The following is a 20610-nucleotide window of genomic DNA, read 5'->3' as shown; positions in this document are numbered from 1 at the left end:
GCGCCGCCTGGCAATTATCCGCGCTACTCTGTTTTCTGCGCAACGTCACTGTTAGCCTGCTAAAAAAGCAAAAAACAGGGATATCACCATGCAGCAACCTCCACTCGCGTTAGCGCCCGAACAGCAACACTGGAAGCGAAATTTGTGTGTCTGCGTGCTGGGTTCGTTCAGCACCATTGTGGCGATGACGCTGCTGTTGCCGTTTCTGCCGCTCTACGTGCAGCAACTCGGCGTGCAGGAACCCGCGGCGATTGCGCGCTGGTCGGGTGCGGCCTACGGCGCCACCTTCCTCAGCGCCGCCCTGACCGCGCCGTTATGGGGCAAACTGGCCGATCGCTATGGCCGCAAACTGATGCTGATCCGCGCCAGCCTCGGCATGGCGATTGCCATGTCGCTGATTGGTATGGCCACCGCGCCGTGGCAGCTGGTGGCGCTGCGTTTGCTGGCGGGTTTGCTCGGCGGCTACGCCTCGGGATCGACCATTCTGGTGGCGGCGCAAACGCCGAAAGAACAAACCGGCTGGGCGCTCGGCGTGCTGTCATCCGGCATTATGGCCGGCAACGTGGTGGGGCCGCTGCTGGGCGGCGTGTTGCCGCCGCTGATTGGCATTCGTCACACCTTCTGGCTGACCGGCGCGGTGATTTTTCTCGCCTTCCTCGCGACGACCTTTTTGCTGAAAGAGGTGCCGCGCTCCTCTGGCAAGAAAACCCCACAGAAGAGTGCTGACGATGCGAAGTCACTCAATTTGCCGGTGGTGCGGCTAATGTGGCTGTCGGGCATGCTGCTGATTTTCGCCAATATGTCGATTGAGCCGATCATCACGCTGTATATCGGCCAGTTTGTTAACGGCGATCACGCCATCACCGTCACCGCCGGATTGGTGATGGCCGCCGCCGCGCTCGGCAGCATTATTTCCGCGCCACGTCTGGGACGGCTGGCCGATCGCGTCGGGCATGGTCGCGTGCTGGTGTATGGGCTGATAGCCTGCGCGCTGCTGCTGATCCCGCAGGCGTTTATCCGCGAAGCGTGGCAATTGGTGGTGCTGCGTTTTCTGATGGGTATGGCGCTGGGTGGATTGATGCCGTGCGTCACCGCGCTGATTCGTCACAGCGTGCCGCAGTCGCAGGTGGGCAAGATGCTGGGTTATTCAACCTCGGCGCAGTATGTCGGTCAGGTTTCAGGTCCGCTGTTCGGCGGCTTTATTGGCGGCGCGTTTGGTATGCGGCCGGTGTTTATGGCGACCTGTGTGATCATGGCGCTGTGCGCGCTGTTAAATGCCCGGGTGCTGCGCAAGCGTTGAAGTTAAAACCCGCACATACCGTAGCGGCGCAATTTATTGCGCAATGCCTGGATGGGCGTCGAGCCGCCATTGATATGCGCGATGAATCGCGCCGCTACGAAGTGTGCAATAACAAAACATTGAGCATAAAAAAAGGCGGACTTCGCAGTCCGCCTTTTCATTACATCAACACATCAACGCGAAAACTTACTTCGCATCAGGCAGTGCATAAGCAATCACATAATCGCCCAGCTTGGTGCCAAACGAACCGTGACCACCGGCAGCGATAACAACGTACTGCTTGCCATCCACTTCATAGGTCATCGGCGTTGCCTGGCCGCCTGCTGGCAGACGTGCCTGCCACAGCATTTCACCGGTATTGGTGTCGAACGCACGCAGGTAGTTATCTGCGGTGGCACCAATGAAGAACACGTTACCGGCGGTGGTGATTGGGCCGCCCAGCATTGGCATACCCATTTTGAACGGCAGCGGCACTGGCGCGCTATCGCGGACCGTACCAATGCGTTTTTTCCACACGGTTTCGTTGGTCTTCAGATCAACTGCGGAGACATAGCCCCACGCCGGTTGTTTACATGGCAGACCAAACGGTGACAGGAACGGATTCAGCTCCACGCCGTACGGTACGCCGTACTGTGGCTGGATACCGGTTTCGGTACCTGAACCACCTTTGTCGTCAGCCGGTGGCTCGATCGGGTTGCCCGGACCGCGCGGAACCAGCTTGGACACAAACGGCAGCGCCATTGGGTTAGCAATCGCAATCTGACGATGTGGGTCAACTGCGATACCGCCCCATTCGAACATGCCAAGGTTGCCTGGGAACACCAGCGTACCTTGCTCAGACGGCGGGGTGAACGGACCTTCATAGCGCAGACGCTTGAAGATCACGCGGCACACCAGCTGGTCGTACATCGTCGCGCCCCACATGTCCTTGTCCGTCAGATTCTGTTTCGGACGGAAGGTCAGTTCGGAGTACGGCTGAGTAGGCGCAACGTGGTCACCTTTAGCGGCACCCTGTGGAACCGGAGTTTCTGGCGCAGGGACAACCGGCTCACCGGTACGACGATCCAGGACAAAGATGTTACCGGTTTTCGCCGGTGAATAAATCACCGGTACGGTTTTGCCATCTTTAGTCGTGATATCGGCCAGCGTCGGCTGCGACGGCAGGTCCATATCCCACAGGTCGTGATGCACGGTCTGATACGACCACACCAGTTTACCGGTGGTGGCGTTCAGCGCCAGTACGCTGCTTGCATAACGTTCCTGCTCTGGTGTGCGGTTGCCGCCCCAGATATCTGGCGTTGACACACCCATCGGCAGGTAAACGATATCCAGTTTCGGATCGTACACCGCCGGTGCCCATGAGTTCGGTGAATTCATGGTGAAGCTGTGTTCATCCGCTGGAATCGCGTTTGGATCTTTGGCACCCGGATCGAACACCCACAGCAGTTTACCGGTGTTAACGTCGAAGCCACGGATGGCGCCTGACGGCTCACGGGTAGAGTAGTTATCGGTGACCGCACCCGCGACCACGATGGTGGTGTCGGTGATGACCGGCGGCGACGTCGGCTCATACTGGCCTGGCGTCAATACCGGCTGCTTGTGCTGCAGATCCAGTTCACCGTTGTTGCCAAAGGCAGCACAACGTTCACCGGTTTCCGCATCCAGCGCGAACATGCGGCCATCATTCACCGGCAGGTAAATGCGGCGTGAGCACAGCGCAGGTTGGGTATTGGCCGCATCGGCCGCAGCAGGCACTTCGTGGTAAGAAACGCCACGGCAGGTCACGTGCTGGAAGGTTGGATTCGGCTTCAGGCCCGGATCAAATTTCCACTTCTGCTTACCGGTTTTGGCATCCAGCGCAAACAGAATCTGGTGCGGTGAGCAGAGATACAGGGTGTCACGGATTTTGATTGGCGTGACTTCATCGGTGATTTCGCCCGGATCGTTTGGCGTCTTCAAATCGCCGGTCTGGAACTGCCAGGCAACCTGCAGCTCTTTAACGTTACCGGTGTTGATCTGCTTCAGCGGGGAGAAGCGGGTGCCTTGCTGGTCACGCGCATACGCCGGCCAGTCAGCATCAGCGATGTTGCTCAGCGGCTGTGCCTGCGGAGCATTGGCTGCTGTCGCTGGAATTTCACCGTTCAGCTCTTGCGGATCGTGGAATACCGCCCACGCCAGCACCAGTACGCTGGCAAGCAGCGCCACTGACAGCAGCGCCAGAGCGCCTTTGCCGGCATTATTTAGACCGCGATACACAAACGGCAGAATCAGCCAGATGCCGAAGATCACCAGCACATCGGTACGCGGTGCCAGCGCCCAGAAGTCGAAACCGACTTCCCACACGCCCCACACCAGCGTTGCCAACAGCAGCAATGCGTACAGCAGTAATGCTGAGCCGCTACGGCGCCACAGCAGAATAGCGGTGATCAACATGACCACACCGCCAATAACGTAGTACCAGGAACCACCAATGGCGGCTAACCAAACGCCACCAACCAGCATAAACGCGCCCGTCAGCAGTGCAAACAGCACTGTGAGAAAACGGATTACGCCAAAAGATGAGGAAGCTTTCCCCATAATATTGACCTCTTTCTTTGCCATTAAAAACTAAAAAGGAAACAACGCGTTGGGTTGCTTCCCGACATAGAGTACGAAATAACGAAACGGTTCGAGCGACGCTTTCCGTGCGGCGAGATGTTCCCTTTGCGTTAAATTTTATCTTAAAAACGTTAAAGGGTTTGATATTTTTAGTGCTTTGCACTCGTTGAAGGGAAGTACTGCGACATTTTATGAGGGAATAAAGGTGTTATGTCCGGTTAGATCGGGCCACAACACCTAAGAGCAACACATTGTGTAAACGTTTACCCTTCAAACAGCGTGCTGCTGGTGTGTTGTTCCTGCCAGCCGCTCAAATTAAGTTGCGCATAGTGCTCAGCGGGCAACGTTAACTGTGGCGTGCGTAATATTACTTCCACTTCTCTTTCACGACAGGATTCCAGCAGAAAAGGAAAGCTGAACTTGAGATAATTATCGTGAAAAAACTCGTCGGTCAGCGCAATACCGCTAAATGGAAACGCAGCGATATTCTTCCAGCAGGTGCCGGGCGGTGCCAAATCATAGAGCCAAAATGAGAAACGCTCTGCGGCCCTACGTAAAGCACTATCTTGCTGAACTAAATCGGCATAATTGATTGCCAGCTGTACATTCTCATCCTGCAGGCTGGAATAAATTTCCGGATCCTGTAAAAAACGCATAAGGTTATTTCCCGTTAACGGGATGATTATTAATTCGGGTGTATCCGGCAACTGATTATGCAGCGAAATTATGTTGTGTCCATTAAGTATTGCTGTGTTTTCCTGTTCGCAATGCATAAAGGGGGCTGAATAACACACGCCAGCTAGCGCCCCGTCGAAGCGATGGATGCGCTCAGTAACATAAGGATTATAAGAACTGTTTTCCATTTATCTCTGTGAATAAATTAATTAACTGGAGCGTCTTAATTATTATAAGGACGGCGGGATAATGAAATCTAAACACAGTCAATATAGATCGTTTTGTTTATCAAGATCACCTTTTTTTAACTGTCACTGATAGAGAGATATTAGGCGCTGAGCAGGATGAATTAATCGGCTATTGCCATATTGGGAAACTTTTGGATATTTTCATCTCATAATCATCAGCCTGCTAATATTAAGAGCTCCATGCTTAGCTAATTTTTGGATAAGCTTCTGTTTTTAAACAGCACGGCTAGCCATTGCCTGGCTCAGTAAGATGCCGCACTCTGTGGCCTGAAAAAATAAAGCGGAAGCCGCAACGTGGCTTTTCACCAGGTTAGTGCAACGACGCTAACCGATGTAATTGTTTAGGATGGGATAAAACTATGGGTTCTCCAGTCTCCGCAGCAGAGGATTCATTGCTGCGGCACAGGTCGTTTGTCGCCTTTTGGCTGGCGCGCACCTGTTCATCGTTTGGTTTTCAAATGTTTTCGGTCGCGGTCAGCTGGCAAATCTACGCGCTGACCCACAGCGCGATGGCGCTCGGCATGATCGGTCTGATGCAGTTTCTGCCTTCTGTACTGCTGGCGCTGCCCGCCGGGCATCTGGCCGATCAGCTTGACCGTCGTCGTATCGTATTGCTCGGACAATTTATTGAGTGGCTGGCGCTGCTGGGGCTGGTTGCGCTCACGCTGATGAACTGGGCGGGCAAGATCGAGATTTGGGGATTGGTGTTTCTGATCTCCGTCGCCAAGGCGCTTGAGTGGCCAGCGATTACCTCGATGCTGCCGGCGCTGGTGCCGCCGCCGATTCTGGCGCGCGCCATGGCCGCCAGTTCGGTGGGCGGACAGGCGGCGGTGATTATCGGCCCAACGCTCGGTGGCTTCCTTTATGTCGCCGGTCCGGAAGTGGTGTATGGCGTCTCGGCGCTGTTCTATCTGTTCTCCATCGTGCTGGTGAGCCGACTGCGCTATGAGCGGCCGCCGCAGGCGCGCTTGCCGATGAATCTGCCGAACCTGTTTGCGGGCGTGCGCTTTATCCGCGATCGCAAAGATGTGCTCGGCGTGATTTCACTCGATCTGTTTGCCGTGCTGCTAGGTGGCGCCACCGCGCTGCTGCCGATCTTCGCGCAAGATATCCTGCATACCGGGCCGTGGGGCTTGGGCATCCTGCGCGGCGCGCCGTCGGTCGGTGCGCTGCTGGTTGGCGTGTGGCTGAGTCGTCACAAGCTGGAAAAGAACGTCGGCATGATCATGTTCGGCTCGGTGGCCGGTTTTGGCGTGGCGACGCTGGTGTTCGCGCTCTCCACGCAGCTGTGGCTGTCGGTGATCGCGCTGGCGGCATTGGGCGGCTTCGATATGGTCAGCATGGTGATTCGCGGCGCGCTGGTGCAACTCGATACGCCGGATGACATGCGTGGCCGCGTGAATGCGGTCAACGCCATCTTCATTAATACCTCGAATCAGCTCGGCGAGTTTGAGTCAGGTTTACTGGCGGCATGGATGGGCGCAGTGCCCGCGGCGGCGATTGGCGGCATCGGCACGCTGATCGTGGTGGGCGTGTGGATGACGATTTTCCCGCATCTGCGTAAGCGGCAGAAGCTGGAAAACGAAACCGTTACCTAACTTCAACATCGCGCGATGAATCGCGCCGCTACGGTTTGTAGCGGCGCAATTTATTGCGCGTGTCTTACGCGATTGCTGCTTTCCCCAGGTTGGCGTCAAATTTTTTCCAACTCTCCGTCATATCCACCACGGTTTTCGATTTTCGCGCTTCATCGATTTTGATCGCAGTGAGGCCCGCTTCCAATGCGTCCACCACTGAAACCTTCAGCGGCGTTCCCTGTGTAATGTGTTTCACAATCTCTTCGGCCATCAGCGCATCTGCGCCGTAATGCCCGTCATAGGCGTTGCCGTCATACTCGGTATCCACTTCGCGCGCACCGGTGCGCGCGTTGTGCACGCGGAAGTAGTTACGCACGAAGTCACCTTCGGCCATGCCATCGGTGCCCATCACGCAGAAGCGGCGGAACTCATCCGGTACATTAAGGTTGGCGTGGAAGGCGAGGGTCGCGCCACCGGCATACTCAATCAGTGCGGTTTGGTAATCGACGATGTCGGCATCGCCGTCAAACACCGCATCGGTACTCGACCAGCCGCTCGGTTTAACGTGATACACCTCTGACTGTGCTGTTACCGCACCTTTAGGCGCGTGCTGCGGGGTGAAGTTTTTGCGTCCGCCAAAGCTGGCAACACGAACCGGACGCTCGCCGACCAGACCCTGATAAAGATCGATATCGTGGCAGCATTTTTCCAGAATATACGGGCCGGCGTACTTCTCCAGACGGCGCCAGTCGCGCTGGAAGAACGCACCGTGATACGGCTTGATGTGTTCGGTGGCTTCAATTGAGGTGATTTCGCCGAGGCGATTTTCATCACGCGCGGTGAGCAGGTCGCGATAGAGCGGCGAGTAGCGCAACACCAAACCGACCAGAATGCGCTCGTGACCATATTGCTGCACCAGCTGCGCCATCGCCATGGTCTGCTCTTCGTTGATCACCACCGGCTTCTCGGTGAACACCGTGTAGCCCGCCGCTAAGCCCTGACGAATGTGTTCAAGGTGCATAAAGTTCGGCGAACCCACCAGCAGCAGATCAAAGCCGCCGTGTTGCAACAGCGCATCCACGCTAGCAAACGCGGTGCCCGCGTCGATGCCAAAGCTGTGCAGATTCGGTAATCCCGCCGGAGCCGGATCGACATAACCCACCACGGAAAACGCTGTGTCGGCTTTGTTGAACTCTTTCACCACATGGGAAAGCCGAAAGCCCAGACCAATAATGCCCACTTTCATGTTGTACCCCTGAAGCCCGTTGCCTTTAAGCCGCCCGACCTGTCAGGCTGCTGATAATCTGACCGCTAACTTATTACGACAGAAAAACTAATGTCAATCCGTGTGGCGGATCTCAATTGGTGAAAAATTGTTATTTATATGATTTATATCTATTTTAATTAACTATATGGATTGCCTATTTATTTATTATTGCGATTTAAGTTTTTTTCCCCTATCTTTCGCACATCTATAAGCGTCATACCGTTTCGGGCTGGCAGGAGGAAGCGCGTGCAATCACTAATGCTGGGTATTGATGGCGGTGGTACGCACTGTCGTGGACGCCTGACCGACAGCGCCGGACGCCTGCTGGCGGAAGCCAAAGGCGGTCCCGCTAACGTCTGGTCGCAGTTTGATGCCGCCATCATGGCCATTGATCAGGTCATTGACGATCTGTTTACGCAGGCGAATTTACTCGCTGAAGCGCGCGACCGCACGGTGATCGTCGCCGGTTTGGCGGGCGCGAACGTCGCCTCGGTGCAAAGCCGTCTCGCCAGCTGGCAGCCACGCTGTCAGGCGCGCTATCTGTTTACCGATGTCGAAATCGCCTGTGCCGGTGCGCACGCCGGTGCGCCAGGCGCGGTGTTTATTATTGGCACTGGCAGCCAGGGCGCGGCCTGGGATGGCACGCACTTCACGCTGCTCGGCGGCTGGGGTTTTGCCCTGTCAGATGCCGGTTCGGGGGCGATTCTCGGCCAACGCGCGCTGCGGCTGGCGCTGCTGGCGCACGAAGAGATTGTGCCCACCTCGGCGTTAACGCAGCGCATCATGGCAAGCTATCAAAACAGTCCGGAACAGCTGCTGATGTGGTCGAAACAGGCGACACCCGCTGATTGGGGCCGCGTGGTGCCTGAGGTGTTCGCTGCCGCGCAGCAGGGCGATGTGCACGGCACAGCGCTGGTGCAGCAATCCGCCGCGGATATCGTGCAGATGGTGCAGCCGCTGCTGGCGCGCAGCCACGGCAAGCTGGCTTTGATGGGCGGATTAGCCGCGCCCATTCAGGCGTGGCTACCGGCGGATATCGCCGCGCTGCTGGTGCCGCCGCAGGGCGATGCGCTGAGCGGTGCGCTTCGCCTTGCCACGCAGTTCAGCCTGACACTTCCCGCTTAACTTCAGATAAAGAGGCTCATGAGCGCTCCCAACGTAACCGCGCGCATTCTGCGGCTGATTGTCGAAAATGCGCCTATTAGTCAATCCGATCTCAAAGTGCGCAGCGGCCTGAGCATGTCGACGGTGTCGCAAGCCACCAATCGTCTGCTGACCGGCGGCATCGTGCAGGAGCTGGGGCTACGTCGCGTCTCGATGGGACGGCCCAAAACGCTGCTCGGCCTCAATCCGGATCACGCCAGCGTGGTGGGGATTCAGCTTAATGCCGAACGCAACCTGATGGTGCTGACCGATCTCAGCGGCAACATCATCGGCGAGCAGCAAATTCCTTCCGGCGCGATGACGCCCAAACAGCTCGGCGATGCGCTGGCGAAGTTTTTGCGTGGCGTTGAGGGCAAAAAGGTTGGGGCGATTGGTCTGGCGCTGTCGGGTTTGGTCGATGCCAGCAATGGCGTTTGCGTGCTGTCACGCGCGCTGGGCTGGGATAACGTGCCGATTGCCCGTCTGCTGGAAGAGCGCTTCTCGCTGCCGGTATTTATTGAAAATGACGCCAACGCGCTGGCGATGGCGGCGCTGGTGTTTGGTCAGCTCGGTCATGCGCAGTCGGCGGTGATAGCTACGTTCGGCAAAGGCATCGGCGCGGGGATTCTGCTCGATCGCCAGCTTTATCGTGGTCGTCACGGCAAAGCAGGGGAGATTGGCGTGTCGCTGCTGGGCGATGGTTCTGAGCGTCTGCTGGAGGATGTGGCGTCGTCGCAGGCGATTCTGCAGCGCGTGGTGGCCACCACCAAAGAAGAGGTGCCGCATACGCTGCGCGATCTCGATGTGCGTCCAACGCCGGAGGTGCTGAGCGCGCTGGCCGAGGCCGGGCAGCATCTGGGGATGTCGCTGGCGAATCTGTCGGTGGCTTACGATCCGGACGTGGTATATCTGGCGATGGAGCCGCAAATGGCTTCGCGCATTTTGCTCGACCACGTTACGCAGAGTTTCCAGACTTACCGTTTGAAGCTGACGCCGCACATGACGCCGCTGCAGTTCCTTACGGAATCCAACCGCATGTGGGCGCAGGGCGCGGCCGGGTTTGCGGTGAATAAGCTGCTGGATTTGTTGGCCGCACAGGCTGATGAAGAGATCGCACCGCAATAATGAATCACGCGATAAATCCCCGCCCATTCCGTCGCGGCGCGATTTATCGCGCCGCGACGAAAAGATGCGGCTTTTACCTTATCTGAGTCGCAAACCCTGCTCATCAAACAATAAACAGTGCTCGGCACGCAGCTGATAACTCAGCCGCTCGCCAATCGCGTGTTCCGCCACGTTACGCTCCTCAATCACCAGCAGCTTCTCTTCGCCAATATCGAGATAGAGATAATTGGTGTGTCCCAGCATCTCGCTAAACGACAACTCGCCGCTAAAACTCAGGACATCATCGTTGCTGCTCACTGGCTGGAAATGCTCTGGACGTACGCCCAGCGTGATTTTCTGCCCTTCGCGGCACGACGCGGCGATCGGCAACGTAAGCTGATTAATGCCCAGCGCCGGCACCCGCAGTTGCACCGCGCCCGGCGCGATCGCGGCCACTTCGGCAGTGAGGAAATTCATCTTCGGCGAGCCAATAAACCCGGCGACAAACAGGTTGTCGGGATCGCGATACAGCGCCATCGGTGCGCCGACTTGCTCAATGCGGCCCTGACGCAGCACCACAATGCGATCCGCCAGCGTCATCGCCTCCAGCTGATCGTGCGTCACGTAGATCATGGTGTTGCCCAGCGAAGCGTGCAGGCGAGCAATCTCAATGCGCATCTGCAAACGCAGCTCGGCATCGAGGTTCGACAGCGGCTCATCAAACAGAAAAATGCGCGGATGGCGGATTATCGCGCGGCCAATCGCCACACGTTGCCGCTGTCCGCCGGACAGCGCGCGCGGTAAGCGGTCAAGAAATTCGGTGAGATGCAGGCGCGCCGCAGTCTGTTTGATCGCCTGCTCAATTTCCGCTTTCGGGCGCTTCATCACTTCCAGCGGATAGGCCAGATTGCCGCGCACCGTCATGTTCGGGTAGAGCGCATAGGACTGAAACACCATGGCGATGCCGCGCTCGGTGGCGTGCTGATCGGTCATATCGGCGCCTTCAATCAGCAACTTACCGTCGGTGATCTCCTCCAGCCCGGCAATCATGCGCAGCAGCGTAGATTTCCCGCAGCCGGAAGGGCCGACAAACACCACGAATTCGCCGCTGTTAATGGTGAGATCGATGCCATGAATCACGTTTACATTTTCGTAGGACTTTTTAACGTTTTGCAGATGCAGGCTGGTCATGCGATGCCTCGACTCAGAGAAGTTGGCCCATATAAATGGCGTTGCTGCGCATAATCGGCGTGAAGCCAAGGCGCTGATAAAAGCCGCACACCTGCTCGTTCTGCAGGCTGACGCCGAGATAAACGCCCGGCACGCCCGCAGCACGCAGATCGTGTAGCAGCTGTTCAATCAGCTTGCGGCCCCAGCCACCTTGCTGCGCGGCGGGTAACAAATTGATGTGCAGATGCGCAGGCCATTGCATCACCAGCTGATCCGCTGCCGCATCGGGCTGATGAATCGCTTCCAGCACTTTGCTGTCGAGCGGCGCCTGCGGCGCGTAATCGCGATACTGCTGTTGCAGCTGTGGCCACCAATCAGTATTCAACTTTGCTTCGAAGGCGCGCGTATCGGGCGCGGCGACCGCGTAGCCGACTACCTCGCCGTGCTGTTCCAGCACATAAGCAAATTCGGGCGCAAAGCGCGCGTAGGGAATGACAAAGCGCAGGCCGGGCAGCGCGGGATCGGAGTAGAGCGCGCTGGCATCGGTGCCGGCATTGGCGGTCTCTAAGCAGATGCGCGACAAGGCGGGAAAATCTGCCTCGCTGGCGCGACGAATAACACCTTCAGCCGTCATGGTGGAGCCTCTGTGGTCAGGAGATGAACAGATTTTACGGTAAAGAAAGCCGACTTAGTTTTCAAGGTGTAATAATTGCGCTGGCGCACAAAGCTGATGCGAACTATAACCACAAAGCATGACTGGGCGGCTGACAAACTCACGCGCAACGCCGGTATGAGCGCTGGTTGAAAGCACATTGCCTTTCGCTTATCTATTGCTGTGATGATAACTATAGGATTTTCGTATGCTCTATCAGTGAGTTAATGCGTCTCTCTTGGCTGAGTGATTTATACCGATGCTCAGGCTTTACTGTGCGGCGCTGTCCGGTTTGCGCGCTGAATCGCAGCATCCTCTGCTGTTCTGGCGGCTTTTCTTCTTACTCTTTGCACTGTATCACAGAGCAAAAATTCCGCAGTGGCGATGTTTGACTTTCTTTTGTGCATAAAGTAAGTATGAATTATGTGCGTTGTCGCTGCTGAATCAACCTGCCGGGAATCGCAGGTGTCGAGATGAAGGGATGCCAGTCATCTGTTGGAGAAACCGAGCATGATGTGTGATTCAACCAATCGTCCTTCCCGTTTGCAAAGCTCACTGCGCACGGTGTCGCGTCTGGTCTCCGCCGGGATTCTGCTCGGTGCGACCATGGCAGCCGCGCAGGCCGTTACCCTGAATGAGTGGGACATTTACAACTATCCGCAGCAGACCGAAGCGGTGGATGAAGCGGTAAAAGCGTTCCAGCAAAAGAATCCGGGCATTGTGATTCAGCGTTCGGTGCACTCCTTCGAAGACACGCGCATTCCGCTTAAGCTGGCGCTAACCGCCGGTGACGGCCCGCAAATCGCCCAGGTGAATCAGGGCGGCGGCGATATGGGCTCGCTGGTGAAAGACAAGCTGCTGTGGCCGCTGGATGATTACGCCAAAACTTACGGCTGGGCCACGCGCTTCCCGGATTCAATCCTGAAACGTAACCGCTGGTCAGATAAACAAGATTTCGGCAGCGGCAAACTCTACGGCGTGGCGAGCCTTGGCGAGATGGTGGGTTTGTACTACAACAAAGCGCTGCTGGATAAAGCCGGTGTTGCGGTGCCTAAAACCTTGCCGGAACTCGAACAGGCGATGGAGAAACTCAAAGCCGCCGGTACACCGCCGATGATGCTCGGCCTGCTCGACGGCAACATGGGCCAGCAGCTGCTCAGCACCTTGTGGGAAGCGCAGATTGAGAGCAGCGACCGGAAAAAACTCGACGATCTGATTTACGACGTGGGCGGCACGTTCAAAGACGACAAGCTGGTGAAAGCCGCCAATATGATGAAGGGCTGGAACGACAAAGGCTATCTGTTCCCCGGCTTCCAGGGCATTGGGCACGACGATGCGGCGACCCTGTTCCAGAATGGTCAGGCAGCGTTCCTGGTGAGCGGAACCTGGTATCTCGGCCAGTTTAAAGACAACAAAGATCTGCACTTCGCTGCGATGCCAGCGGGCGAGGGCGTGCAGCATCCACTGATGGTGGGCGGCACCGATCTGGCGTTCTCCATCACCAGCACCGCCAAAGACAAAGCGCAGCAGGATGCCGCAGCGAAGTTCATCGATTACATCGTCTCAGATGAGATGGCGAACCGCTGGCTGAAAGTGGGCTTCCTGCCGGCCGGCACCAGCAAAAATGCGCAGATTCCGGCGGATAACCCGCTGCTGGCAGAAGCGTATCAGGTGTGGGTGACGCTAAATGACAACGATGGTCTCGGCCATTATCTCGACTGGGCCACGCCAACCATGAACGCCGAGCTGAATCAGAATGTGCAGCTGCTGCTGGCGGGACGTCAAACCGCCGACCAGATGGTGATCAACTTCGATAACAACTATCAACGTTACCTGAAAACCCTCAAGCACTGATGACGTACGGCCCGGCGCAAGTGGCCGGGCCGCGAACAGGCCCGCAAGCGAGTACGGTTATGCTGAATAAATCTGCCTGGCGCAATGCGCTCTATCTTCTGCCCGCGGTGCTGGTGTATGCGGTGTTTCTGCTGATGCCGCTGTTGGCCTCGTTAGGGATCAGCTTCACCGAATGGGATGGCACCTCGTGGCCGATTTTCATCGGCATGGGCAACTATCTGCGCATGTTCCAGGATCCGGTGTTCTGGGTGGCGCTCGGCAATAATGCCTTGCTGATGCTGTTCTACACGCTGTTTCCGATTGGCGTTGGACTGCTGCTGTGCAGCTTCCTGTATGAGACGCGCAATAACAAAGAGCGCAGCGTGCTGCGTATCCTCTTCTTCCTGCCGTACATCATGCCGATGGCGGTGCTCGGCGTGGTGTGGCGCTGGCTGTATAACCCGGCGTTTGGCCCTATCGATCAATTCCTGCGCGCCGTGGGTTTGCCGCAGCTGGCGAAGTCGTGGCTGGGTGATTTTACCTGGGCGCTACCCGCGGTCGGCTTTGTCGCCACCTGGTACTTCTTCGGTTTCTGCCTGGTGCTGTTTATGGCGGGCTTGCAACGCATGGATCCGTCGCTGCTGGAAGCGGCCGATCTCGATGGTTCATCACGCCGGCAGAAATTTATGCGCATTACGCTGCCGTCGCTGCGTCCGGAACTGCGTATCGCGCTGCTGCTGACGGTAATCGCCAGCCTGAAAGCCTTCGATCTGGTTTACGTGATGACGCAAGGCGGGCCGGGCACTTCCACTATGGTGACCAACATCTTTATGTATAAGCAGGGCTTTGACCTGCACTACTTTGGCTATGCCTCCGCCGTGGCGGTGTTCAGTATGCTGATTGTTTTAATGATCAACGGCTTAATTCATCTATGTTTACGGGAGCGTCACTGATGCGCGGCACGCCAACTGTCTCACGCGCGCTGATCTGGATTGTCGCGCTGATGACCATCCTGCCGTTTTTAATGGCGCTGATGACCTCGTTCAAAACCCAGATGGAGCTATTTCAGGGCGTGTTTACCTTGCCCTCGTCGCTCAATTTTAAAAACTACATCACCGCGTGGCAGCAGGGACATTTCAACGTCTACTTCATGAACTCGGTGCTGGTGGTGATTCCGGTGGTGATCTGCAGCATCCTGCTCGGCATTTTGGCGGGATTCGGTTTTGCCTGGCTGAAGATCCCCGGCAAAACGGTGGTTGCCGCGCTGCTGGGTCTTGGCATGGTGCTACCGAGTGAAGCCTTTATTATTCCGCTCTATCACGAGCTACGCTGGATGGGCCTTACCAATACCTATCTGGCGCTGATTCTGCCGCAAATTGCCTTGTCGCTGCCGTTTACCACGCTGATGATTGCCACCGCGTTGCAGCAGGTGCCGCGCGAGCTGGTGGAAGCGGCGGTGATGGATGGTGCATCACGCCGCAAAATTCTCTGGGGCCTGCTGGTGCCGGCGATTTGGCCGACGCTGTCCACGCTGGCGCTGCTGCTGTTTATCTGGACGTGGAACGAGTTCCTTATCCCGCTAATTCTGGTGAATAAAGATGAGCTGCGCACCTTGCCGATCGGCATGATGTTTTTCCAGAACAAAAACACCATCGATATTCCGGTGCTGATGGCGGGCGCGATGATTGTCATCCTGCCGCTGGTGGCGGTGTTCCTGGTGTTCCAGCGCAAATTTATCAGCGGCGTCACCGAAGGCGCGGTGAAATAACCATCTTGTCCACCAGCAAAAGGTTTTGGTCATGCGGCGCGTGCTGCAATAGCGCATCGCCGCTATTCAGGAGAACCGCATGCACGTTTCACTGGCTGATTTCTACCCCATCGCCGATGGTGAAACGCTGGATACACACTGCTTCCAGCGCGCACTCAATCATCTGGCAACGCGCGGCGGCGGCACCTTATCAGTGCCGCCTGGCCGCTATCATCTCGGCACGCTAACGCTGGGTTCCAACATTAATCTGCATCTCGAAGCGGGCGCCACGTTGCTCGCCAGCTCACGCGTTGAGGATTATCAGCAGCAGCTGGCGCAGAGCCAGGCTGAACTGTCGCAGCATGTGCTGCTGTACGCCGTCGGGCAGCGCAATATCAGCATCAGTGGCAAAGGGGTGATCGATGGTAACGGCGATGCGTGGTTTGCTGCGGAAAAGGACGAGCAGGGTTATCGCCTGCCGCGTGCGCAGCGCCCGCGCATCGTGGTGTTTGAGGATTGCGAGCAGGTGACGCTGCAAGATTTCACCATCATTCAGGCGCCGATGTGGACGGTACATCTGGTGAGTTGCCGCCATGTACATGTCGACCATCTCACCATCAATAACAGCATGAGCATGCCGAACACCGATGCGCTGGATATCGACAGCTGTGAAGCGGTGTTTGTCAGCAACAGCTATCTGAGCGCGGCCGATGATGCCATCTGCATCAAAACCAGCCAAAAACCCGCGCATCTGCGACGTGCCGCGCGACAAATCATGATCAGCAACTGCCTGCTGCGTTCCTACAGCTGCGCGTTCAAAATTGGCACCGAAACCTTCGATGACGTGGAAGATGTCACCGTCTCCGGCTGCACCCTCTTTGATTCCAACCGCGCGATTGGCTTGCTGTCGCGCGATGGCGGCCAGTTCCGCCGTTTGCTGTTCAGCAATATCACGCTGGCCTGCCGTCACGCGCCGCCGTGCCATTGGGGTAAAGCCGATGCGCTGTTTGTTTCAGTGCGCGCGCGCGATCCGGCGATAGCGCCGGGCAGCATTGAGCAACTGCAATTCAGCAACGTCAGCGGTGTGATGGAAGGAGCAATTAACCTGCATGCGGAACAACCGGGACAGATCCGTGATGTGATGCTGGCGAATGTGCAGCTGCGGCAAGTGGTAGCAGCAGGTGCGGATCAAGGGCATTACGATGTGCGCCCGCCGTGTAACCCCGAATCGCCGACCGGTATGGGGTTGGACAATGCGTACAAACTGGATAGCGCATCGGGCTTAGCGTACGGTGTTGCCGCCTATCCGGATGGTTTGCCGGGCGTGTTTGCGCGCGGCGTGGAGAATCTGCAGTTGCATAACGTGGTGATTACGCGCCCGCAGCCGTTGCCCCACGGCTGGCATGCGGAAACAGTGCAGATTCTTTAGGGCACGCCTGGAGGTTACAACGCAGCAGCGATAGCCGCGCGCAGCTCCTCGATTGACGCGCGGCCGTCGAGCTCGCGCGTCAGGCTGTTGCCCGCCGCCAGCGTAAGCTCGATGGCATCCAACACCGCTGCGCCCGCTTCGGCGTAATCGAGGTGCTCCAGCATCATCGCGCCACTCCAAATCTGACCAATCAGGTTGTTCACGCCTTTACCGGCGATATCGGGTGCCGATTCAAAGGCGCTGTAATTAATGCGTTGATTTTGATTATTTGTAATCATATTTGATGCTTTGTGAGCAGCTTCAAACAAATTAAGCCCTGATTAGCCTATAAAACGCCTCTAATATGCGTAAATTCATTCTTATTTGAGCGAAATGAATCATAAGCATAAGTGGGGTGGCGAAGTGCGTAGACACGGTGAATAACAACATTGGCCACCTCATCAACGGGACGCGTGAAGCCCAGCGCGTTCCACGACCCTACGTTATCGATGAGGCTGAAATGAAACAATTCTCTACAGAAGGGATGGTGATTATCGTCGGGATTGTCATTGCGTACATCCTGTTCACCACCTGGCTCACCTGGCGTCTGCGCAGTAAAAACAGCGGCGACTTTATGGCTGGCTCCAATGTGATGCCGGCATTTGTGGTGGGCGTGATGCTGATGTCGGAATACATCGGCGCCAAATCCACCATCGGTACGGCTCAGGCAGCTTTCGAAGATGGCTTTGCCGCTTCATGGTCGGTGATTGGTGCCGCTATCGGTTTCCCGCTGTTTGGTTTTTTGCTGGTAAAGCGCATCTACAATACCGGCAAAATCACCATCTCTGCGGCGATCGCTGAACGTTATGGCAACTCCACCAAAAACATCATCTCGCTAATCATGATCTATGCGCTATTGCTGGTTAACGTCGGTAACTACGTTAGCGGTGCGGCGGCGATCTCAACGGTGCTCAACCTCGATCTCACTACCGCTGCGGTGATCACCGCGATCGTCAGTACGTTCTATTTTATGTTCGGTGGCATGAAAGGCATCGCCTGGGTCACGCTGCTGCACAGCGGACTGAAATATATCGGTATTCTGATCATTCTCGGCGTGGCCCTGCACATGACCGGCGGCGTCAGCCCAATGATCAAAGAGATGCCGCATTTCTACTGGACGTGGGACGGCAACGTTGGCGGCAGCACTATTTTCGCCTGGATGATTGGTACTATCGGCTCGATCTTCTGTACTCAGTTTGTGATTCAGGCGATTGCCTCGACCAAAAGTGCCGAGTCCGCCAAACGTGCAACCTGGGTGGCGTTCTTCTTCTGCATGCCGATTGCCATTGCTATCGCGCTGATTGGCGTGGCGGCGAAATACCTGCATCCCGATATTAAAAGTCTCTATGCGCTGCCGGTGTTCCTGCAGGACATGAGTCCCTGGCTGGCGGGGATTGTCACCACCTCACTCGTGGCGTCGATCTTTGTCAGCGTCAGCACCGTAGCGCTGGCGATTGCCTCGCTGGTGGTAAAAGATTTCTACGTGCCCTATCGCAATCCGACACCGGAGCGCGAGTTCCGCATGACGCGCTGGCTGTCGCTGCTGATCGGTTTCCTGCCGCTGATTTTCGTGCTGTTCGTGCCGGAAGTGTTGAAGCTCTCCTTCTTCACCCGCGCTATTCGGCTGTCGATTTCAGTGGTGGCAATCATTGCCTTTTATCTGCCGTTCTTTAAAAGCACGCGCGGCGCCAATGCAGGCCTGATTGGTGCGTGCGTCATGACGTCAGTGTGGTATCTGCTCGGCGATCCATTAGGTATCAACAACATGTACGTGGCGTTGATCACGCCGGCGGTCATCATGGTGATTGACCGCCTGATCCCTTCAAGCCAAACCCATGTGAAAAAAGCCCCGAAATCTTCAATGCAAAACAGTGGAGCCTGAAATGAGTGATTTAACCCTTACCGTTGAACGCAGCGGTAACCTCCATCCGCACGCGCAGGATGCGCAACAGCTCACGGCGATGCTGCCTTCGGTCTGCCCGCAGAACCATGCGGCGAATCTGCTGCCGCTACCCAATGGCGACCTGCTGTGTGTGTGGTTTGGCGGCACGCAGGAAGGGATCGCCGATATTTCTGTGTGGTGCTCGCGGCTGAAAAGCGGCAGCACACAGTGGAGCGAGGCGCAAAAGCTATCGGACGATCCCACGCGATCCGAGCAAAATCCGCTGCTGTTCCTCGATCCCGAACAGGTGCTTTGGCTGCTGTGGACGGCGCAGAAATCCGGCAATCAGGACACCGCGATTGTGCGCTATCGTCAGTCACGCGATTTTGGCCGCAGCTGGGGGGCAATCGACACTTTGCTCGATCAGCCCGGCACCTTTATTCGCCAGCCGATTGTGGTGCTGCCAAACGGTAACTGGCTGCTGCCGGTGTTTTATTGCCGAACTCAGCCTGGCGTGAAATGGGTAGGTAACGACGATATCAGCGCGGTGAAAATCTCCAGTGATAAAGGCCAAAGCTGGCGCGATGTGGCGGTGCCAGACAGCCTGGGCTGCGTGCATATGAACATCACGTTGCTGCAGGATGGCAGCTTACTGGCGCTGTATCGCAGCCGCTGGGCCGATTTCATCTATCAAAGTCGTTCCACCGATGGCGGCGAAAGCTGGAGTGCGCCGCTGGCGACTGACTTGCCAAACAACAACTCGTCGATTCAGGTCACGACATTGCACAACGGCCATCTGGCGCTGGTGTTTAATGCCATGAGCGCCAGAGATGCCAGCGAGCGCCGCTTATCGCTGTATGACGAAATCGAAGATGAAGAGGATGACGGCGATGTGGCGGTGGCGGCAGAGCCGCTGGTGCACAGCGGACGCAGCGCGTTTTGGGGCGCACCCCGCGCGCCAATGACGCTGGCGATTTCCGCCGATGGCGGCAAAAGCTGGCCATGGCAGCGTAATCTCGACGAGGGCGACGGCTACTGCATGACCAATAATTCGCAGCAAAAGCTTAACCGCGAGTTCTCCTATCCGAGCATCAAACAGAGTGACGATGGCGCGCTGCATGTGGCTTACACCTATTTTCGTCAGGCGATTAAATATGTGCGCGTCGATGAAAGCTGGGTGAAAGGATGAGCAGGCAGCGACACGCGCTGGTGACGGGCGTCAGCTCTGGCATAGGCGCTGCCATCGCCGATCATCTGTTGCAACAAGGTTGGCAGGTGACCGGTTTTAGCCGCACGTCGGTGCAGAACGATCATCCAGGGTTCACCTCGGTCAGCGTGGATCTGTTGGATGCCAATCTGCTGAAGCAGGCGCTACTGGCGCTGCCGAAGGTGGATGCGCTGGTGCATGCCGCAGGCATGATGGCGGCTGCGCCGCTCGGTGAGCTGGATGAGGAGCAGAGCGCGCGTTTGTGGTACCTGCACGTGCAGGTGGCGCAGATAATGGCAAATGTCTTGCAGCCGCAGATGGCGCAGGGCGATCGTATCTTGCTGGTTGGCAGCCGCACGTCACGCGGCGCGGCGAATCGCAGCCAGTACGTGAGCACCAAGGCGGCAATGGTGGGCATGGCACGCAGCTGGGCGGCGGAACTGGCACCCAAAGGCATCACGGTGAATGTGATTGCGCCGGGGGCGACGGAGACGCCCATGCTGCTGCAGCCCGGCCGCGCCAGTTCACCCCCAAAGCTGCCGCCGATGGGGCGCTATATCAAGCCACAGGAAGTGGCGGCGCTGGCAGGGTTTTTGCTGTCGCCTGCCGCCGATGCGATTACCGGGCAGGAGTTGGTGATCTGTGGTGGGGCGTCGTTGTAGTTTTTTCCCTCACCCTAACCCTCTCCCACAGGGAGAGGGAATTGAATAGTGCACCGACTAACTCCCTCTCCCAAAGG

Annotated in this window: 16 protein-coding genes and 1 pseudogene; 11 read left to right on the top strand and 6 right to left on the bottom strand. The window is 56.9% G+C overall.

The window, feature by feature from the left end; genetic code table 11:
- Positions 1 to 88: 88 nt before the first annotated feature.
- Positions 89 to 1300, top strand: a complete 1212-nt coding sequence (locus PZBJ_RS10015; RefSeq protein WP_101762350.1) for an MFS transporter — start codon at positions 89 to 91, stop codon at positions 1298 to 1300.
- 186 nt (positions 1301 to 1486) lie between these two features.
- On the opposite strand, the gene PZBJ_RS10010 is transcribed toward PZBJ_RS10015, so the two are convergent.
- Together PZBJ_RS10010 and PZBJ_RS10005 are read right to left on the bottom strand one after the other, a co-directional pair.
- Positions 1487 to 3877 (bottom strand): glucose/quinate/shikimate family membrane-bound PQQ-dependent dehydrogenase, encoded by a 2391-nt coding sequence (locus PZBJ_RS10010; RefSeq protein ID WP_101762376.1) that lies wholly within the window; start codon positions 3875 to 3877, stop codon positions 1487 to 1489.
- Positions 3878 to 4161: 284 nt separating this feature from the next.
- Positions 4162 to 4761 carry a hypothetical protein gene (locus PZBJ_RS10005; RefSeq protein ID WP_101762349.1) on the bottom strand — a complete coding sequence of 200 codons (600 nt, stop codon included), beginning with the start codon at positions 4759 to 4761 and terminating at the stop codon, positions 4162 to 4164.
- A 419-nt stretch (positions 4762 to 5180) separates the two neighbouring features.
- Here PZBJ_RS10005 and PZBJ_RS10000 point away from each other — a divergent pair, with 419 nt between their 5' ends.
- The gene (locus PZBJ_RS10000) at positions 5181 to 6419 is read left to right on the top strand and encodes an MFS transporter (protein WP_101762348.1); all 1239 of its coding nucleotides are present in this window, start codon (positions 5181 to 5183) and stop codon (positions 6417 to 6419) included.
- A gap of 64 nt (positions 6420 to 6483) precedes the next feature.
- Here PZBJ_RS10000 and PZBJ_RS09995 read toward each other — a convergent pair whose 3' ends face one another.
- Positions 6484 to 7644, bottom strand: coding sequence for a Gfo/Idh/MocA family protein (locus tag PZBJ_RS09995; RefSeq protein WP_101762347.1), 1161 nt, complete (start codon positions 7642 to 7644; stop codon positions 6484 to 6486).
- A 267-nt stretch (positions 7645 to 7911) separates the two neighbouring features.
- Here PZBJ_RS09995 and PZBJ_RS09990 point away from each other — a divergent pair, with 267 nt between their 5' ends.
- Both PZBJ_RS09990 and PZBJ_RS09985 read left to right on the top strand, forming a co-directional pair.
- Positions 7912 to 8790 carry a glucosamine kinase nucleotide-binding domain-containing protein gene (locus PZBJ_RS09990; RefSeq protein WP_206098208.1) on the top strand — a complete coding sequence of 293 codons (879 nt, stop codon included), beginning with the start codon at positions 7912 to 7914 and terminating at the stop codon, positions 8788 to 8790.
- 18 nt (positions 8791 to 8808) lie between these two features.
- The gene (locus PZBJ_RS09985) at positions 8809 to 9933 is read left to right on the top strand and encodes an ROK family transcriptional regulator (protein WP_101762345.1); all 1125 of its coding nucleotides are present in this window, start codon (positions 8809 to 8811) and stop codon (positions 9931 to 9933) included.
- 78 nt (positions 9934 to 10011) lie between these two features.
- Here the strand turns inward: PZBJ_RS09985 and PZBJ_RS09980 are convergent, their stop codons facing one another.
- Both PZBJ_RS09980 and PZBJ_RS09975 read right to left on the bottom strand, forming a co-directional pair.
- On the bottom strand, positions 10012 to 11103 hold the full coding sequence (locus PZBJ_RS09980; protein ID WP_101762344.1) for an ABC transporter ATP-binding protein: 1092 nt from the start codon (positions 11101 to 11103) through the stop codon (positions 10012 to 10014).
- Between the two features lie 13 nt (positions 11104 to 11116).
- Complete coding sequence (locus PZBJ_RS09975; RefSeq protein WP_101762343.1) at positions 11117 to 11716, bottom strand: GNAT family N-acetyltransferase; 600 nt, start codon at positions 11714 to 11716, stop codon at positions 11117 to 11119.
- Positions 11717 to 12244: 528 nt separating this feature from the next.
- Here PZBJ_RS09975 and PZBJ_RS09970 point away from each other — a divergent pair.
- From PZBJ_RS09970 to PZBJ_RS09955, 4 genes are all read left to right on the top strand, one after another.
- Positions 12245 to 13588: an ABC transporter substrate-binding protein gene (locus PZBJ_RS09970; RefSeq protein ID WP_101762342.1), complete on the top strand. Its 1344-nt coding sequence runs from the start codon at positions 12245 to 12247 to the stop codon at positions 13586 to 13588.
- A gap of 59 nt (positions 13589 to 13647) precedes the next feature.
- Entirely contained in the window at positions 13648 to 14520 is an 873-nt protein-coding gene (locus PZBJ_RS09965; protein WP_101762375.1) for a carbohydrate ABC transporter permease, read from the top strand.
- A complete protein-coding gene (locus PZBJ_RS09960; RefSeq protein WP_101762341.1) occupies positions 14520 to 15335 on the top strand; it encodes a carbohydrate ABC transporter permease in 816 nt (271 codons plus the stop codon). The genes PZBJ_RS09965 and PZBJ_RS09960 overlap by 1 nt, the downstream gene beginning before the upstream one ends.
- 79 nt (positions 15336 to 15414) lie before the next feature.
- Positions 15415 to 16743 (top strand): glycoside hydrolase family 28 protein, encoded by a 1329-nt coding sequence (locus PZBJ_RS09955; protein ID WP_101762340.1) that lies wholly within the window; start codon positions 15415 to 15417, stop codon positions 16741 to 16743.
- Positions 16744 to 16757: 14 nt separating this feature from the next.
- Here PZBJ_RS09955 and PZBJ_RS09950 read toward each other — a convergent pair.
- Positions 16758 to 16973, bottom strand: a pseudogene (locus PZBJ_RS09950) (isocitrate/isopropylmalate family dehydrogenase); the annotation flags it as partial.
- 269 nt (positions 16974 to 17242) lie between these two features.
- On the opposite strand from PZBJ_RS09950, the gene PZBJ_RS09945 reads away from it, so the two are divergent.
- The 3 genes from PZBJ_RS09945 to PZBJ_RS09935 are packed head-to-tail and all read left to right on the top strand — an operon-like array spanning position 17243 to position 20533.
- On the top strand, positions 17243 to 18664 hold the full coding sequence (locus PZBJ_RS09945) for a sodium:solute symporter family protein (RefSeq protein WP_101762339.1): 1422 nt from the start codon (positions 17243 to 17245) through the stop codon (positions 18662 to 18664).
- A 1-nt stretch (position 18665) separates the two neighbouring features.
- Positions 18666 to 19853 carry a sialidase family protein gene (locus PZBJ_RS09940; RefSeq protein ID WP_101762338.1) on the top strand — a complete coding sequence of 396 codons (1188 nt, stop codon included), beginning with the start codon at positions 18666 to 18668 and terminating at the stop codon, positions 19851 to 19853.
- Entirely contained in the window at positions 19850 to 20533 is a 684-nt protein-coding gene (locus tag PZBJ_RS09935) for an SDR family NAD(P)-dependent oxidoreductase (protein ID WP_101762337.1), read from the top strand. The genes PZBJ_RS09940 and PZBJ_RS09935 overlap by 4 nt, the downstream gene beginning before the upstream one ends.
- The last annotated feature ends 77 nt before the right edge of the window (positions 20534 to 20610 follow it).

This window comes from Pantoea endophytica, assembly GCF_002858935.1.
GTDB lineage: Bacteria > Pseudomonadota > Gammaproteobacteria > Enterobacterales > Enterobacteriaceae > Pantoea > Pantoea leporis.
This window is presented reverse-complemented; position numbering and strand designations above follow the sequence as displayed.

Bases quoted from the DNA above. Each gene is read 5' to 3' on its own strand.
- PZBJ_RS09935 (WP_101762337.1), top strand. From the start codon at position 19,850: ATGAGCAGGCAGCGACACGCGCTGGTGACGGGCGTCAGCTCTGGCATA.
- PZBJ_RS09940 (WP_101762338.1), top strand. From the start codon at position 18,666: ATGAGTGATTTAACCCTTACCGTTGAACGCAGCGGTAACCTCCATCCG.
- PZBJ_RS09945 (WP_101762339.1), top strand. From the start codon at position 17,243: ATGAAACAATTCTCTACAGAAGGGATGGTGATTATCGTCGGGATTGTC.
- PZBJ_RS09965 (WP_101762375.1), top strand. From the start codon at position 13,648: ATGCTGAATAAATCTGCCTGGCGCAATGCGCTCTATCTTCTGCCCGCG.
- PZBJ_RS09980 (WP_101762344.1), bottom strand. From the start codon at position 11,103: ATGACCAGCCTGCATCTGCAAAACGTTAAAAAGTCCTACGAAAATGTA.
- PZBJ_RS10010 (WP_101762376.1), bottom strand. From the start codon at position 3,877: ATGGGGAAAGCTTCCTCATCTTTTGGCGTAATCCGTTTTCTCACAGTG.
- PZBJ_RS09985 (WP_101762345.1), top strand. From the start codon at position 8,809: ATGAGCGCTCCCAACGTAACCGCGCGCATTCTGCGGCTGATTGTCGAA.
- PZBJ_RS10000 (WP_101762348.1), top strand. From the start codon at position 5,181: ATGGGTTCTCCAGTCTCCGCAGCAGAGGATTCATTGCTGCGGCACAGG.
- PZBJ_RS09960 (WP_101762341.1), top strand. From the start codon at position 14,520: ATGCGCGGCACGCCAACTGTCTCACGCGCGCTGATCTGGATTGTCGCG.
- PZBJ_RS09970 (WP_101762342.1), top strand. From the start codon at position 12,245: ATGATGTGTGATTCAACCAATCGTCCTTCCCGTTTGCAAAGCTCACTG.
- PZBJ_RS09975 (WP_101762343.1), bottom strand. From the start codon at position 11,716: ATGACGGCTGAAGGTGTTATTCGTCGCGCCAGCGAGGCAGATTTTCCC.
- PZBJ_RS09955 (WP_101762340.1), top strand. From the start codon at position 15,415: ATGCACGTTTCACTGGCTGATTTCTACCCCATCGCCGATGGTGAAACG.
- PZBJ_RS09995 (WP_101762347.1), bottom strand. From the start codon at position 7,644: ATGAAAGTGGGCATTATTGGTCTGGGCTTTCGGCTTTCCCATGTGGTG.
- PZBJ_RS10005 (WP_101762349.1), bottom strand. From the start codon at position 4,761: ATGGAAAACAGTTCTTATAATCCTTATGTTACTGAGCGCATCCATCGC.
- PZBJ_RS10015 (WP_101762350.1), top strand. From the start codon at position 89: ATGCAGCAACCTCCACTCGCGTTAGCGCCCGAACAGCAACACTGGAAG.